The following is a 1,240-nucleotide window of genomic DNA, read 5'->3' on the forward strand; positions in this document are numbered from 1 at the left end:
CTAGTGCTGTGACCGCATAGGTTCGCCGGGTTGGCAGTTGGGGCGGTTGGATGTTCGGTGACGTCCGGTCCGACCGCTGGAGGTGCGGTGGCTGAGCCTGTCCGTGTGCGCAGATTGAGCGATCAGGAGGGGCAGAAGCTGCAGCAGATCGTGCGCCGCGGCAGCACCAGCTCGGTGCGTTACCGGCGCGCGATGATGCTGCTGGCCTCGGCCGGCGGGAACCGGGTGCCGGTCATCGCCCAGCTGGTCCAGGCCGACGAGGACACCGTCCGCGACGTGATCCACCGGTTCAACGAGATCGGCCTGGCCTGCCTAAACCCTCAGTGGGCGGGAGGCCGTCCCCGCCTGCTCAGTCCTGACGACGAGGACTTCGTCATCCAGACGGCCACCACCCGCCCGACCAAACTCGGCCAGCCCTTCACCCGCTGGTCCATCCGGAAACTGGCCGCCTACCTGCGGAAAGCCCACGGCCGCGTGATCCGGATCAGCCGCGAGACATTACGGCGGCTGCTCTTGCGCCGCGGGATCACCTTCCAGCGCACCAAGACCTGGAAGGAATCGCCGGACCCTGAGCGTGAGACCAAGCTCGACCGGATCGAGCGTGTCCTGGACCGCTTCCCCGACCGCGTTTTCGCGTTCGACGAATTCGGTCCGCTGGGAATCCGGCCCGCCGGTGGCAGCTGCTGGGCCGAGCGGACCAAGCCCGACCGGGTGCCGGCGACCTACCACCGCACCCACGGCGTCCGGTACTTCCACGGCTGCTACTCGATCGGCGACGACGCCCTGTGGGGTGTCAACCGACGCAAGAAGGGCGCCGCCAACACCCTGGCCGCATTGAAATCGATCCGTGCGGCCCGGCCCGACGGCGCCCCCATCTACGTGATCTTGGACAACCTGTCCGCACACAAGGGCGAGCAGATCCGCCGCTGGGCGAAGAAGCAGCGGGTCGAACTGTGCTTCACCCCGACCTACGCCTCCTGGGCCAACCCGATAGAAGCCCACTTCGGGCCGCTGCGGCAGTTCACCATCGCCAACTCGAACCACCCCAACCACACCGTCCAGACCCGGGCCCTGCACGCCTACCTGCGCTGGCGCAACACCAACGCCCGCCACCCCGACGTCCTCACCGCCCAACGCCGAGAACGCGCCCGCATCCGCAGCGAGAAGCGCATCCGCTGGGGCGGACGCCCACTCGCCCCAGCCGCGTGAACCCGGCAAACCTAAGGGGTCACAGCACTAG

The 1,240-nt window shown here is 68.2% G+C and carries 1 protein-coding gene; it reads left to right on the forward strand.

The window, feature by feature from the left end; genetic code table 11:
• Positions 1-87 precede the first annotated feature (87 nt).
• Positions 88-1,209, forward strand: coding sequence for an IS630 family transposase (locus ACIP64_RS41475; protein ID WP_401598064.1), 1,122 nt, complete (start codon positions 88-90; stop codon positions 1,207-1,209).
• Positions 1,210-1,240: the final 31 nt, after the last annotated feature.

It is taken from the genome of Streptomyces sp. NPDC088733 (genome assembly GCF_044751185.1).
Classification (GTDB): Bacteria; Actinomycetota; Actinomycetes; order Streptomycetales; family Streptomycetaceae; genus Actinacidiphila.